The sequence below is a fragment of the [Mycobacterium] manitobense genome, assembly GCF_025821665.1.
Lineage (GTDB): Bacteria > Actinomycetota > Actinomycetes > Mycobacteriales > Mycobacteriaceae > Mycobacterium > Mycobacterium arseniciresistens.
The window spans coordinates 111,921-125,517 of the sequence record NZ_JACKSJ010000085.1; the positions used below are offsets into that span (position 1 = coordinate 111,921).

The window sequence follows — 13,597 nt, forward strand, 5'->3', positions numbered from 1 at the left end:
CCTTCCCCTTAGGGGAAGATCCAACGTGGGGTCATGACCACAGAATGGGATGCACTCCCGGACACCATAAGAACGTTCATGACCGCGCTCGATGCCCGTGCGGTGGACCAAGCGCTGGCCACACTGACCACCGATGCCGTGGTGACCGACGAAGGCCACGACTACAAGGGACATGACGAGATCGGGGCCTGGGTGGCCACCGCGGCCGCCGAGTACACCTACACCACCGCATTCTCCGGCGCGACCACAACCGAGGCAGGCGTCGACGTCGGACAGCACCTGGAGGGCAACTTCCCGGGCGGGGTCGCCGACCTGCACTACCGCTTCACCCTCGACGGCACTGTGATCAGCCGGGTGGTGATCGAGCCATGACGCGGCGTTGGTTCATCACCGGAGGCACCCCCGGCAACTTCGGGGTGGCGTTCGCCGAGGCGGCGCTGGAGACCGGGGACCGCGTGACGCTCACCTCCCGGCGCCCGCAGGAGCTGGCGACGTGGGCGCAGCAGTACGGCGACCGCGTTCTGGTCGTGCCGCTGGAACTCACCGACGCCGCGCAGGTGCAGCGTGCTGTGCATGCCGCAGAGGAGCACTTCGGCGGCATCGACGTGCTGGTCAACAACGCCGGCCGCGGTTGGTACGGATCGATCGAAGCGATGGACGAGTCCTCGTTGCGGGCAATGTTCGAGCTGAACTTCTTCGCCGTGCTGTCGGTGACACGTGCGGTGCTGCCGGGGATGCGCGCCCGCGGCAACGGGTGGATCGTCAATGTGTCCTCGGTGGCCGGGCTTGTATCGGCGCCCGGATTTGGCTACTACAGTGCGACGAAGTTCGCCATCGAAGCCGTCACCGATGCGCTGCGCGACGAGGTCGCCGAGCAGGGCATCTCCGTCTTGACAGTCGAACCGGGGGCATTCCGCACCAACGCCTACGCTGGTTTCACCAACGAACCTGTCGAGGAGGCGATTTCGGTGTATCACGACATGCTGGAGCAGGTCCGGGCCGTCTTCGTCGGGATGGACGGTGTGCAGCCCGGCGATCCGCACCGTGGTGCCCGTGCGGTGATCGCGGCGATGGCCCAAGAGCGGCCGCCCCGTCGGCTGGTTCTGGGCAATAGCGGATACGACGCCGTGATCGATACGCTGCAGCAGACCCTTGCCGACATCCGGACGAACGAGACCCTCTCTCGTAGCGCGGATTTCCCCGACTAATCGACCAGCTGAGCTAAAACGTCCACCCGGTCAACCGATCTCACCGCACCAGCACTGGCACCGTGCTGCCATACTCGATCAGACAGAAGCCGCAGTGAGCTGGTCGATCTGTTCCGGCGTCAACTTCAGTTCAGCGGCGGACACATTCTCTTCCAGATGCGTGCGTTGCGAGGTACCGGGGATGGGAAGCACGACCGGTGAGACGTGCAACAGCCAGGCGATCGCCACCTGCCCCACGGTGCACTGGTGTGACCGGGCGACGTCAGCGAGCGCTTGGTGGGCCTCTGCCAGCCCGCCTTGGGCCACCGGCGCCCACGGGATGAACGCGAGCCCGTCGCGTTCACACACCTCGAGCATGTCTTGGGCACTGCGGTCGATGACGTTGAACCGGCTTTGGACACTGACGATATCGGCGATCTGCCTCGCCTCGTCGAGCTGCTCCACGGTGCACTGTGACATGCCGATCTCGCGGATCTTGCCCTCCTCCTGGAGCGCCTTGAGCTCACCAATCTGGTCGGCCAACGGCACTTTGGGATCCACCCGGTGCAGCTGCAAGAGATCGATCTGGTCGACGCCCAAGCGGCGCATGCTCATCAATACCTGCTGCCGCAGGTATTCGGGCCGTCCGACCGGTGGCCACGCCGCGGGCCCGAGGCGTTTGGGCCCATCGTCGGTGTCTATGACGTCAGGTCCGTTTCGGGTCAAGCCCGCCTTCGTGGCGATCACGACACCGTCGGGGTACGGATGCAGCGCCTCGTAAAGGATCTGTTCGGCGATGTGTGGACCGTAGGAGTCGGCGGTGTCGATGAACTGGACGCCGAGTTCGACCGCCCGACGGGCCACGGCGATGCATTCGTCCCGGTCCTGGGGCTCACCCCAGATCCCGCGTCCGGTGAATCTCATCGAACCGAAACCCAAGCGCGAGACCGGCTTACCAGCGATATTGATCGTCTGCGGATTCACGTTTACCATTGCATGTACCTCCGTTTTTGTGTTCTGGTACTGATCGTCATGCCCGGGCGGCCGCGTCGAATTCGCAGAACATCTGGGTGAAATAGGCGGGCTGCTCCTCGGCCACCCAGTGGCCGCAGTCCGGCACAAGCCGAACTGTCACCGACTCAGCGACCTCTTCGCACATCGCCCGAAAGTTCTTCCCGAGAGGATTGGTAGCACCTCCGGAGGCCAGTACAGGAATGTTGAGCTTGCCGTGCTTGTGCAGCGCGGCACGGTTGTCGTCGGCGTCGCGGTCGAGTTCCCGGTAGATCTCACACAGTGCGCGCATTGCTCCTGGGGCCTCGAACGCGCGGGCGTACACGTCGAGGTCAGCATTGGAGATCGCATCCGGTTGATAGGCCAACTCGTCGAAGAATCGGTTGATGTACCAACGTTCACGTCCGTGCGTGAGATACACCGCGATGTCGGTGTTGGCATGAAAAGAGAACTGCCACGCCGACTTCTGACCTACTCGCCATGTGTAATAGTCGGTGCCCGGCAGCGGAGCCTCCATGAAGGTGACGCTCACGACATCATCGCGGTACCGCAGCGCGAAACCCAGAGCCAGCGTCGACCCGAGATCGTGGCCGACCAGCGAGACAGGCTCCGCCACGCCCAGGGTCTCGCGCACAAGACTGTGGATGTCACCGGCCATGGTCCACTTGTCGTATCCGTCACGAGGTTTGTCCGATGCGCCGGCACCGCGATAGTCGGGCATGATCACCCGATAGCCCGCGGCGGCCAGCGGCATCATGACCTTGCGCCACTCATATCGCGTTTGGGGGGCGCCGTGCAGGAGCACAACGGTCTTTGTGGGTGCAGGTGGGGTGACAACCGTGTAGCCGATACGAACGGTCTCATCCGGGACGACCCACGCCCGGCCGTGCTGGACGTCGACATCGCGCGCTGTGGTCATGTCCCGTCGCCCTCCCGTGTCGTTGTTCTTCGGCGCTAGTGGCGGCGGCGCGCAGCGGAGACGGTCAACCAGGCAGCTGAAACCAGAAAATAGAACGCGCCGAACGCGGCGTAGGGGGCGATGTCGGCAACGCCGGGTGTCTCCGGCGCACGGGCCGCCAGAACGAACATCGCACCGGCAGCTGCGGATTGAGCACCGCTGATGATCATCACCCACTGCGCGCCAGCGCGTCTCCACCGGCGTACAGCCGTCGCCACTTGCAGCAGCCCCGACATTGCTGCCCACACGCCGAAGACGCCCAGCACGGCGTTCAGACTCACGGTCAGTGCGATGCCCACAGCCGCGGTCGTCACGCCGCTCACCACCATGTTGAACGCCTGGGTGGGATTGCTACGCAGGCCTCCGTGCTGCCGCGCATCGGCCACGTTGGCGACAGCATCCCATGCCGGATAGAACAGCAGCAATGCTCCGGCGATGGATGCCGACGTGGAGCCGATGGTCAGTGCGGCGGCGACCCAGGCGATCGAAACCGCGCCTCGCACAGCGTAATAGGACGCCAACGTGTGGTCGGTACCGGCGGACCGGTGGTGCTCGAGCAGCTGATCTGACATGCGTTGTCCTTCATTGATGCACGGAGTGGTCGACGTGTAGTCGATTGACTACACGCTAACGTAGTCAGGTGACTACGGCAAGTGGTGGGCCGCCCGACGCGGCCAAACGTGTGCGTACCACCGTGCTGCCCCATGCGGCAGACCTGTTCGCCGAGCGAGGTCCGGCCGCCACGACCATGCGCGACATCGCCGATCGCTCAGGCGTCAACGCAGGGTTGATCTTCCGCCACATCGGTACGAAGGAAGCCGTCGTGACGTCGGTGCTGGAGTACCTCGCCGCAGACCTGATATCGGCACGGGATGCCGGCGCACCGCGCGCCGTCGTGGAAGCTCGTGCGGAACGCAGTTGGAAAGTCATCGCCCGCGCGCTGCTCGACGGATTCGACGTCACGCGGCTTCAAAGCAGATTCCCCAACATCGACCAGCTCCTGGCCGACGCGCGAGACCACTACGAGGACGACTACACAGCACGCGTCGCCACGGCCGACGCGCTTGCCATGCAACTGGGCTGGCGCCTCTTCGGTCCCTTTCTCAGGGTCGCTACCGGACTCGATGAGCAGGGCGTCCGCGATACCCCGCCTCCCGCAACGAGTTTCATCAGCCGACACCTGGGCGACCCCCGCGGACTTCGGGGCGACTGACGAGGAGTTCGGCGGAGGTTAGCCCTGGTCCGACGTCGAGTCGCCGTAGTCCCAAGACAGGGTCCGCACGGGCGTCACATAGATGTAGGTGGCACCCGGTCTCGGCGCGGTGGGCCACTCGGACTCTGGCACGCCGCGCGATCGGGCAACGTGCCGTGCGAGCTCCAGCGTTTCAGCGGCTTCCCGAACGATGCGTGCGTGACCTTGGAACATCACCCCGCGGATATCCGCCATGGTTGAGCCGTCTTCGAGCATGACGCTCACGGCCGGATTGCGCTCTATGTTGGCCACTTTGCGCGTGCCATCTCGCACACCCATGACGACATCACCGCCCCGGCGGAAGTAACCCAGCGGCACGGTATGTGGGAATCCGTCCTCGTCGATGGTCGTCAGGATCGCCCAGCCCGGACGGTTGTCGAGAAGCGCCGTGATTTCGTCGTCAGTGAGTTTGCGCGGCATGGGACGAGGCTACTCGTGAGGCAATCGCCACAGGGGTCATGGAGGCGGGCACCGAAAAGCCCGGCATGGGATCAACCGCGCCGATCTCGCCGCTTCCTCGTTGACACCATCGAGCAATTCAGCTGGATCCACCAAGCGCCGCTCGTCTGGAACACGCGAGGCTGCGGCCGAAGTGTGGTCCGACGGAAGTCGGGCAGCGACTACTTGGCCATGTTGGCGAAGCGACTCAAATGCAGTTGATGCGCAACGGTGATCGTCTTGGTCGGGCCGTTGCGGTGCTTGCCGAGGATCAGGTCCGCCTCGCCGGCGCGCGGGTCGTCGCGCTCGAATGCGTCCGGCCGGTGCAAGAGCAGCACCATGTCGGCATCCTGCTCGAGGCTGCCTGACTCACGAAGATCCGACACCATCGGCTTCTTGTCCGTGCGCTGCTCCGGCCCGCGGTTCAGCTGGCTGATCGCGATCACCGGCACATGGAGTTCCTTGGCCATCAGCTTCAGGCTTCGCGAGAAATCCGACACTTCCTGCTGGCGCGACTCGTACTTCTTGCCCGACGACATCAGCTGCATGTAGTCGACCACGATCATCCGCAGGCCGACCTTCTGGCTGAGCCGCCGCGCCTTGGCCCGGATCTCCATCATCGTCAGGTTCGGCGAGTCGTCGATGTAGAGCGGCGCCTCGCTGATCTCACTCATCCGCCGCGCGAGGCGCGTCCAGTCGTCGTCGCTCATCCGGCCCGAACGCATGTCGGCCAGCTTGATCTTCGCCTCGGCCGAGAGCAGCCGCATCACGATCTCGGACTTGCTCATCTCGAGCGAGAAGATGACGCTCGGCAGCTGGTGCTTGATCGAGCACGACCGCATGAAATCCAGTCCCAGCGTCGATTTGCCCACGCCCGGGCGCGCGGCGATGATGATCATCTGACCGGAATGCAGCCCGTTGGTCACCTCGTCGAGTTCGGTGAAGCCCGTCGGCACACCTCGGGCGATCCCGCCCTGCGAGGCGATCGCATCGATCTCGTCCATGGTGGGCTGCAGCAGTTCCTCGAGGACGACGAAGTCCTCGGACGCGCGCCGCTCGGTGACGTCGTAGATCTCGGCCTGCGCGCGGTCCACCACGTCGCTCACGTCGGCGCCGTCAGCGCCGGCGTAGCCGTACTGCACCACCCGGGTGCCCGCCTCCACCAGGCGGCGCAGCAACGCCTTCTCCGCCACGATGCCGGCGTAGTACCCGGCATTCGCGGCCGTCGGCACCGTGGAGATCAGCGTGTGCAGGTACGGCGCACCGCCGATGCGCCGCAGCAGGCTCCGGCGGTCCAATTCTGCGGCGACGGTGACCGCGTCTGCGGGCTCGCCGCGGCCGTAGAGATCGAGGATCGCGTCATAGACGTTCTGGTGCGCCGGCCGGTAGAAGTCGCCGGGCCGCAGCTTCTCGAGCACGTCGGCGATCGCGTCCTTGCTCAGCAGCATTCCGCCCAGTACCGCCTGCTCAGCGGCGGCGTCCTGCGGCGGTTGGCGGCCGAAGTCCTCGCTGGGCGGGGCACCATCCATACCCGAATGCCCGAGGTCGTCGACCACAGCCACGGCGCCACCCTCCCCCAGATCGGCTCGAACGCAGGTTCGATCGTTGTCTATCGCGACTTTAGGGCCGCCCCCCGACAACTCACGTCGGCGAACCCCCGAACCGCTCCGCGCACGATCACGTTAGGCGTTGCTGGAAGCACCCGATACCGGCCCTGTGCATAGACCTGTGGATGACGTGTGGATATCGCTGGACGGCCATGTTGAGTCGCTGGGGACAACCTGTGGAATCTCGTTCGTTATCCGGATAAATCCGCAGATAAGCGCATCACAGGGGACGTGCAGTGTTGTGGATGGAAAGTTCTTCGGCGTGTCGTGCCGGGTTGCCGACTCGGGCGTGTTGTGTTTCGCCCCAGCGCCACCTAGGTTAACGGCCGGTTATCTTCGCTGCGCGCGACCGATAGCACATTGTTCGCCAGCGCGCACAGCTACGCCCGGGCCGGGACCTCGAGGGGTCCCAACCCGGGCGTATTGTCGCGAGCGTTATTACTGGGCGACGACGTTGAGCGTGACGGTGGCCTGCACGTCGGGGTGCAGACGCACAGTCACCGGGTGCTCACCGAGCGCCTTGACGTGGGCCTTGGGCAGCGACACGGTCCGCTTGTCGAGGTTCGGGCCACCGGCCTTCTTGATCGCCGCCACGACGGACGTCGCGGTCACCGACCCGAACAGCTTGCCGGTCTCGGCGGAGGCGTTGACGGGCAGATCCACCGTGTCGAGGCCCTCGAGCGCGATCTTGAGCTCGTTGGCGTGCTCCAGTCCGCGAACCGTCTTCAGCTCGCGGGCCCGGCGGATCTCGTCGGCCTGCCGTTCGGCGCCGCGCGACGCGGCGATGGCCAGACCACGGGGCAGCAGGAAATTGCGGCCGTAGCCGTCCTTGACCTCGACGGTGTCCCCGGGCACGCCCAGGTTGTCGACGTCAGCAGTGAGAATGAGCTTCATCTCTTCAGTCTTTCGTTCTATCGGGCCGGGACTACCGCGTCGACGCGCTGAACGGCAGCAGCGCGACCTCGCGGGCGTTCTTGACCGCGATCGCGATGTCGCGCTGGTGCTGGACACAGTTGCCGGTCACGCGGCGGGCACGGATCTTGCCGCGCTCACTGATGTAGGTACGCAGCAGCTGCGTGTCCTTGTAGTCGATGATCTGGTTCTTGCCCTTCTTGGAGCAGAACACGCACTTGCGGGTCTTGACCGGCTTCTCGGGTGCCGGCCGCCGCTTGGTGGAGGACTTGGCCATGTGTCTTTCTCTTTCTCAAAGTTCGCGGATCGCAGTCCGCTGATATGTGTTGTCTAGAAGGGCGGTTCGTCGTCCGCGCCGGAGAATGAACCCGACGCAGGCGCGCTGCCCCACGGATCGTCTTTGGGCTCGGCCGGGCGTGAGTTGCCCCCACCGCCACTGCCGCCGCTGGCACCGAAGCCGCCGCCGCCACCGCCGCCGCCGCTGCGGCTGGCCTTATTGACCTTGGCGGTCGCGTAGCGCAGCGACGGGCCGATCTCGTCGACCTCGAGCTCCACCACGGTGCGCTTCTCACCCTCGCGCGTCTCGAACGAGCGCTGCTTGAGCCGGCCCTGCACGATCACCCGCGAACCGCGGGTGAGGCTCTCGGCCACGTTCTCCGCGGCCTCGCGCCAGATGTTGCAGCGCAGGAACAACGCCTCGCCGTCTTTCCATTCGTTGGTCTGACGGTCGAACATGCGCGGGGTCGACGCGACCGTGAAGTTCGCGACGGCCGCGCCCGACGGGGTGAACCGCAGTTCGGGGTCGGCGGTCAGGTTTCCGATCACCGTGATGACGGTGTCACCAGCCACGAAGTCCTCCTGTTGGTTGTCAGCTCTTCGCGCAAGCGCTCATCGCGGGCGGTGTACGCGTTGGACAGCAGTCGCAGGCGAGCCTACGGAACTGCCCCGACGCGCACAGGCCGTCAAGCGACTTAGTGCTTGTCGGTCCGCATCACCTTGGTCCGCAGCACGGACTCGTTCAGGTTGAGCTGGCGATCCAGCTCGGACACCGTGGCCGGTTCGGCCTTCACGTCGACGATGGCGTAGATGCCCTCGGCGTGCTTGGCGATCTCGTAGGCCAGGCGACGCCGGCCCCAGATGTCGACCTTGTCAACCGTGCCGCCGTCCTTGCGGATGACGTTCAGGAACGTCTCCAGCGAGGGGGACACCGTCCGCTCATCGAGCGTGGGGTCGAGGATGACCATGATTTCGTATGGACGCATAAGGAACCCATCACCTCCTATGGTCGTGTGCGGCCACGGACTGTCCGTGGCAGGAGGGTCGCCTGCGTCGGCAACCGGCCCAGGTTACAGGACAGCGGCCTGAGCTGCGAAATCCGTGCACGGCCAGGCGGTCGACCGCCGATAGGCTGGCCTCACGTGTCGTCGAGGGGGTTGAGTGAACTATCCGTACGGGCCCTACGGTCAGGGCCATCCGCAGCAGCCGGGCTACCCGCAGCAGGGTTATCCGCAGCAGCCCGGCTACCCGCAACAGGGCTACCCGCAGCACAACTCTCCGCAGCAGGGCTACTCCGGCGGTTATCAGTACCCACCGGTGCGGCCCGCCGGTCCGAGCGGCGGCACCGCGAACGCCGCGGCTGTGCTCGCAGGACTCGGCACGTTCGCCATGCTCGGCTTCGGCATGCTGCTACTGGCGGCGGCCGGCTCGCCGGATCGCGACCCTGCTTGGGGCAACACACCGTCTCGGTCCTCCAACGCGGGCGATGTGATCTTCGTGATCGTCGGCCTGGCCGTCATTGTCGCCGGGATCATGCTGGCGGTCGGAGCCGTGACGCTGTATCAGCGCAAGATGGTGGGCCGATGGCTCGTCGTCGCCGGCTGCGCCATCGCCATCCTGACCAGCCTTCTCTTCATGATCCTCTTCGTGGCACTTCTGGGCGATGCGGCCGCAGCCGGACTCGCCCTAGCCATCAACTTCCCTGTGCTCCTCGGAGTCGTATTTCCGATCCTGACGCTCGTGCTGGCGCTGCGGCCGTCGACCGCCGAGTGGATCCGCGCGAGACCGAACGTGCCTGCGCCGTACCGGGGCTGACTCAGCGGTGCGCCGAGTGTGAATCCCTGGCGAGAAAAGTGCGCGAAAGTCGCCGACGATTCACACTCGCGACGGGGAGCCGTCAGGCGTCGACGGTCGCCCGGTCCGACAGCGGCGGCTGGGACGGCCCGATCCGCGGGTGCGGCCGCAGCCAGTCGGGCAACCAGCGTGGCGGAGCGTCCGGAGCCCCGTCGAACACCCCACCCGCAGGGTCGTCGACCCGCCCGCCGTATCGCACCAGGTCGAGCTGCGGCCGGTAGATCTGCCGGATCACCAACGCGCACAACGCGATCACCGCGATGTCGCGCAGCAGCACCGTCGTGGTGAACCACTGCTCGGGCAGTCCGCGGTTCTGCTCGCCGTAGAGGTACAGCATCCGCGGCACCCACACCAGCGCGTCGATCGTCATCCACGCCAACAGGATTCGCCGGTGCGGTAACGCGAGCACCGCCAACGGCACCAGCCACAGCGAGAACTGCGGACTCCACACCTTGTTCGTCAACAGGAACGCCGCGACCACCAGGAACGCCAACTGCGCCACCCGCGGACGCTGCCGCGCCGTCAGCGCGATGTACCCGATCGCGATGCAGCACGACGCGAACAACACGAAAGTGACGGTGTTCAACACCGTCGGCGGTTCCCAGAACCCCAGCCCCTGGTCGAAGCCCCGCCAGTCGGTGAACGACTTCACCACGTTGTACAGCGAATCCATGTCGTCCCCGCGACGGGTGTTGAGCCGGAAGAACTCCGACCAGCCGCGCGGGAACAGCACCATGATCGGCAGGTTGACCAGCAGCCACGTCAGCGCCGCCGTGCCCGCGGTCTTGGCCACCTCCCGCATCCGGCCCGTGCGCAGCGCCAGCAGCGCCAACGCCACGAGCAGCAGCAACGGATAGAGCTTCGCCGCCACGCCGAGACCGATCAGCACCCCGGCGAGCACCGGTCTTCGGCGCGCCCAGGCCAGCATCGCGCCCAGCGCGAACGCCGTGGCCAGCGCGTCGAAGTTGGTGAAGATCTGGAAGATCAGCAGCGGCGACGCCGCCACCAGCGCGGCGTCCCACACCCGGCGGCCCGCCAGCTGCGACGTCGCCCACACCGTCGCCAGCCACGCCAGCGCCAGCCCGAACGCGGCGATGTTGAAGAACATCACCACCTCGGCGATCAGCGGCAGCGACACCGTCGCCGACACCGCCGTGTATGTCTTCGCCAGCGCCATCGACAAGTACTGGTAGAGGCCGGTGAGCACCGGATACTCCATGTAGCGCACTGCGATGTCGCCGTTGTACTGGATGCGCGGTTCATCCGACGCGCCGGTCTCGATCCAGCTCGACTTGTACGGGAACTTGCCCTGATTCAGCAGTTCGGCGGTGTAGAGCGGCACCGTGTCGGAGTAGCAGAGCTCGTAGTAGGCCCGGTTGTTCTGCCAGTTGGCCACCCGCTGATCGGCAGGCCCGTCGCCGACGGTCTGCAGGCACGCCGCCTTGGTGGTGTAGCCCAGCGCCATGAACACCACCGCGATCGCGAGCATCACCCGAAGTGGCGTGAAGAACCGCTGCCGCCCGATCAGCGCATGCCGGCCCACCGGCCCGCCCACGACACCGGACAGCGCCGCGCCGAGAGTGTCGTTGCGGCTGGGCAGGTCGCGGTCGTCGGCGCTGCGGCGGTCGTCGGCCAGCGGCGCCGGGGACTCGGCCGAGCCGGCGGACACCGGTCCCTCGGCATCCGTCACCGAGGCGTCGTCCGTCACGGGGCGGCGTCCGTCACGGAGGCGGCGGCTGGCCGGGGAATCCTGGCGCGCCTGGCGGCGGCGGAACGGCCGCGCCCGGATCGGGCACCGGGGTCGGCGCACCCGGCACGGGCGGTGCACCCGGCACGGGCGGACCGATCGGGACGGTGCTGGGCGGGCCGATCGGGATGGTGATGCCGGGCGCGACCTCGAGCGTCGGCTGGATGACGGTCATCGACGGCGTCGGCGGGACGGTCGACGACGGGGGCGGCGGAGCCTGCGGCACGCCGGCGTAGCCGCCGATCTCCTCGGGCTTGGGGAACGACTCCTCTTCGGTGTCCTCCAGCGCGCCGTCCATCGTCTCTTTCCAGATGTCCGACGGCAGACCGGATCCGTAGATCGCCGACCCGCCCGACGTCTGCAGGGGCTTGGTGCCCTCGGTGGTACCGACCCAGACCGCCGTCGACAGCGATGGCGTGAATCCCACCATCCAGGCGTCCCGGTTGTCGCCGGTGTCACCCAGCTGCACGGTGCCCGTCTTCGCCCCCGAGGGTCGGCCGCCGGCCAGGTTGTGGCCGTTGGAGTAACCCGCGATCGGCTGCATCGCCGAGATCGCGTTGTCGGCGACGTTCTTGTCGATGCGCTGCTCGCCGTCGTTGCTCTCCTGCGAGGCGTCGAAGAGCACGTCGCCCTGGGAGTTGACCACCTTCTGCACGAAGTGCGGCTTGCGGTAGACGCCCGACGCCGCGATCGTCGCGTACGCCGACGCCATGTCGAGCACCCGGGTCTGGTACTGCCCGAGCACGATGCCGTTGTTCGGCGGGCCGCCCTGGCCGTCCTCGCTCAAGGTGTGCTCGACGCCGGGGAAGCTCTCCGCGACGCCGGCCTGGTGCGCGGCGTCGGCCACGTCCTGCGGGCCGTTCTTCAGCTTCAGCATCAGCCGGTAGTAGCTGGTGTTCAGCGACCGCTTGAGCGCCTCGGCGATGTTGCAGGTGCCGCAGCTGTTGCCCTCGACGTTGCTGATCTCGATGCCGTTGACGCTCACCGGTGAGCTGTCGACCTGATAGCCGAGGCCGATCCCCTGCTGCAGCGCGGCGAGCAGCGCGAACACCTTGAACGACGAACCGGTCTGCAGACCCGCCTGCGCGAAGTCGAAGCCGTTGGCATCCGAACCGCCGTAGTAGGCCCTGACCCCGCCGGTCTTCGGGTCTATCGACACCACCGCCGAGCGCATGTCCGGATCCTGACCGTCCAGGTTCTCGGTGACCGCCTCCTCGGCGGCCCTCTGCGCCTTCGGGTCGATGGTGGTGGTGATCTGCAGGCCCTCGGTGTTGAGCGTCTGCTCGTTGATGTCGAACAGTTCCAGCAGTTCCTTGGTGACCTGGCGCTCGATCAGACCGTTGGGCCCGGTGGTCTGGTTCTGCGCGCGCGCCTGCTCCGGCGGCACCGTCGGTGGGAACACCTGGGCGGCCCGGTCGGTGGCCGACAGCGCACCGATCTCGACCATGCCGTCGAGCACCCAGTTCCACCGCTCCGCGGCGCCCTCGGGATCGACCGCGGGATCCAGCGTCGACGGCCGTTGGATGAGCGCGGCCAGCAGGGCGCTCTCGGCCACCGTCAGCTGCTCGACGGGTTTGCCGAAGTAGGCGGTGGAGGCGGCCGCCACGCCGTAGGCGCCGCGGCCGAAGTAGATGATGTTGAGGTAGGACTGCAGCACCTGGTCCTTGGACCACTCACTCGACATCTTCGTCGAGATGACCAGTTCCTTGGCCTTGCGCGTGACACCGCCCAGCCCGGAGCGCTCCGAACCGACGAGCGCGTTCTTCACGTACTGCTGGGTGATCGTCGAACCGCCCTGCACGTCGCCGCCGAAGATGTTGTTCTTGAAGGCGCGCAGGAACCCGGTGAACGAGAAGCCGGGATTGGAGTAGAAGTCGCGGTCCTCGGCGGCCATCACCGCGTCGCGCATCGAGACCGGGATCTGGTCGATGGTGACGTCGACACGGTTGCCCTCCGGCGGCACGATCTTGGCGAGCTCGCTGCCGTCGCTGGCCAGGATCGTCGACACCTGATTGGTCCGGATGTCGCCGGGTTTGGGCACGTCGACGATCATGTAGGCCATGCCGAACGTGATCAGCGGCAGCAGGATCAGCACCGCGGCGGCCACGATCAGACCGCGCCGCACCCACCTCCAGTTGATCTGCTCACGCCAGCTCGGCGTCCCGCCCGGAGGCGGGTCCGACGGCCCGTCACCACTGCCGCGGCCCCGGCGGCGCGGCGGCGGTGGCGGAGGCGTGCCGTCGAGGGCGGCCTTCACCACATCGATGGGATCGCGCGTCGGCGGCGCACCGGCGGGGACGACCGGCAGCACCGCCGTCATCCCGTCGTCGGCGGGCGCCCCTGAGCGCGGGCGGC

General features: G+C 66.7%; 15 protein-coding genes. 4 read left to right on the forward strand and 11 right to left on the reverse strand.

The window, feature by feature from the left end; genetic code table 11:
- The first annotated feature begins 33 nt into the window (after positions 1-33).
- Together H7I41_RS11185 and H7I41_RS11190 are read left to right on the forward strand one after the other, a co-directional pair.
- Positions 34-372, forward strand: a complete 339-nt coding sequence (locus H7I41_RS11185; RefSeq protein ID WP_264012647.1) for a nuclear transport factor 2 family protein — start codon at positions 34-36, stop codon at positions 370-372.
- Positions 369-1,208 carry an SDR family NAD(P)-dependent oxidoreductase gene (locus H7I41_RS11190; RefSeq protein WP_264012648.1) on the forward strand — a complete coding sequence of 280 codons (840 nt, stop codon included), beginning with the start codon at positions 369-371 and terminating at the stop codon, positions 1,206-1,208. The genes H7I41_RS11185 and H7I41_RS11190 overlap by 4 nt, the downstream gene beginning before the upstream one ends.
- Before the next feature lie 78 nt (positions 1,209-1,286).
- On the opposite strand, the gene H7I41_RS11195 is transcribed toward H7I41_RS11190, so the two are convergent.
- Genes H7I41_RS11195 through H7I41_RS11205 form a run of 3 tightly spaced genes read right to left on the reverse strand, consistent with a single transcriptional unit; the run spans position 1,287 to position 3,728 of the window.
- Positions 1,287-2,180: an aldo/keto reductase gene (locus H7I41_RS11195; protein ID WP_372503726.1), complete on the reverse strand. Its 894-nt coding sequence runs from the start codon at positions 2,178-2,180 to the stop codon at positions 1,287-1,289.
- 37 nt (positions 2,181-2,217) lie between these two features.
- Entirely contained in the window at positions 2,218-3,117 is a 900-nt protein-coding gene (locus H7I41_RS11200; protein WP_264012650.1) for an alpha/beta fold hydrolase, read from the reverse strand.
- Positions 3,118-3,152: 35 nt separating this feature from the next.
- Entirely contained in the window at positions 3,153-3,728 is a 576-nt protein-coding gene (locus H7I41_RS11205; RefSeq protein WP_264012651.1) for a DUF308 domain-containing protein, read from the reverse strand.
- Positions 3,729-3,838: 110 nt separating this feature from the next.
- On the opposite strand from H7I41_RS11205, the gene H7I41_RS11210 reads away from it, so the two are divergent.
- Positions 3,839-4,369 carry a TetR/AcrR family transcriptional regulator gene (locus H7I41_RS11210; RefSeq protein ID WP_264012652.1) on the forward strand — a complete coding sequence of 177 codons (531 nt, stop codon included), beginning with the start codon at positions 3,839-3,841 and terminating at the stop codon, positions 4,367-4,369.
- Between the two features lie 18 nt (positions 4,370-4,387).
- Here H7I41_RS11210 and H7I41_RS11215 read toward each other — a convergent pair whose 3' ends face one another.
- From H7I41_RS11215 to rpsF, 6 genes are all read right to left on the reverse strand, one after another.
- The gene (locus H7I41_RS11215; protein ID WP_264012653.1) at positions 4,388-4,828 is read right to left on the reverse strand and encodes a pyridoxamine 5'-phosphate oxidase family protein; all 441 of its coding nucleotides are present in this window, start codon (positions 4,826-4,828) and stop codon (positions 4,388-4,390) included.
- Between the two features lie 200 nt (positions 4,829-5,028).
- A complete protein-coding gene (gene dnaB, locus H7I41_RS11220) occupies positions 5,029-6,408 on the reverse strand; it encodes a replicative DNA helicase (RefSeq protein WP_264012654.1) in 1,380 nt (459 codons plus the stop codon).
- 483 nt (positions 6,409-6,891) lie between these two features.
- Positions 6,892-7,347: a 50S ribosomal protein L9 gene (gene rplI, locus H7I41_RS11225; RefSeq protein WP_264012655.1), complete on the reverse strand. Its 456-nt coding sequence runs from the start codon at positions 7,345-7,347 to the stop codon at positions 6,892-6,894.
- Between the two features lie 31 nt (positions 7,348-7,378).
- The gene (gene rpsR / locus H7I41_RS11230; RefSeq protein ID WP_264012656.1) at positions 7,379-7,642 is read right to left on the reverse strand and encodes a 30S ribosomal protein S18; all 264 of its coding nucleotides are present in this window, start codon (positions 7,640-7,642) and stop codon (positions 7,379-7,381) included.
- Positions 7,643-7,695: 53 nt separating this feature from the next.
- Positions 7,696-8,214, reverse strand: coding sequence for a single-stranded DNA-binding protein (locus H7I41_RS11235; protein ID WP_264012657.1), 519 nt, complete (start codon positions 8,212-8,214; stop codon positions 7,696-7,698).
- A gap of 122 nt (positions 8,215-8,336) precedes the next feature.
- Complete coding sequence (gene rpsF, locus H7I41_RS11240; protein ID WP_264012658.1) at positions 8,337-8,627, reverse strand: 30S ribosomal protein S6; 291 nt, start codon at positions 8,625-8,627, stop codon at positions 8,337-8,339.
- 175 nt (positions 8,628-8,802) lie between these two features.
- On the opposite strand from rpsF, the gene H7I41_RS11245 reads away from it, so the two are divergent.
- Positions 8,803-9,456 carry a DUF2076 domain-containing protein gene (locus H7I41_RS11245; RefSeq protein ID WP_264012659.1) on the forward strand — a complete coding sequence of 218 codons (654 nt, stop codon included), beginning with the start codon at positions 8,803-8,805 and terminating at the stop codon, positions 9,454-9,456.
- An 82-nt stretch (positions 9,457-9,538) separates the two neighbouring features.
- On the opposite strand, the gene H7I41_RS11250 is transcribed toward H7I41_RS11245, so the two are convergent.
- Together H7I41_RS11250 and H7I41_RS11255 are read right to left on the reverse strand one after the other, a co-directional pair.
- Positions 9,539-11,203: a glycosyltransferase family 87 protein gene (locus tag H7I41_RS11250; protein WP_308214609.1), complete on the reverse strand. Its 1,665-nt coding sequence runs from the start codon at positions 11,201-11,203 to the stop codon at positions 9,539-9,541.
- A gap of 13 nt (positions 11,204-11,216) precedes the next feature.
- A partial coding sequence (locus H7I41_RS11255) for a transglycosylase domain-containing protein (protein WP_372503727.1) occupies positions 11,217-13,597 on the reverse strand: 2,381 nt, incomplete at its 5' end.